1 protein-coding gene is annotated in these 234 nt (G+C 57.7%); it reads right to left on the bottom strand.

Features of this window, described 5'->3' with window-relative positions; translation table 11 throughout:
- The coding region (locus R0J88_RS23730; RefSeq protein WP_410901417.1) for a hypothetical protein at positions 1–234 on the bottom strand (234 nt) is incomplete at both ends.

The raw sequence follows: 234 nt of genomic DNA, 5'->3' as shown, positions 1-234 counted from the left end.
TACAGTCGCCTGGCCCCGATCCACGACATCCGGCATGTCTACGGTGTAAACCAGGCCCGACAGGATCGGCGTGCCCGATTTCGCTCTCACAGAGTGCTTAAAGATGGCCTTCTGGAAGTCGTAGTAGCCGGGGATGAAAGGCCGAAACCCGTCATACCCCGGCGGTGCGCTTGACTCGAACAGGTTCTGAATCGAGTTCGAGCTGGGCATTGAGCCGGATGTCATGATCTTCAG

The sequence above is a fragment of the Pseudoalteromonas sp. SIMBA_162 genome (assembly GCF_046535955.1).
Lineage (GTDB): Bacteria > Pseudomonadota > Gammaproteobacteria > Enterobacterales > Alteromonadaceae > Pseudoalteromonas > Pseudoalteromonas marina.
The sequence above is the reverse complement of the archived record's forward strand: the minus strand, read 5'-3'. Positions and strand labels throughout refer to the sequence as shown.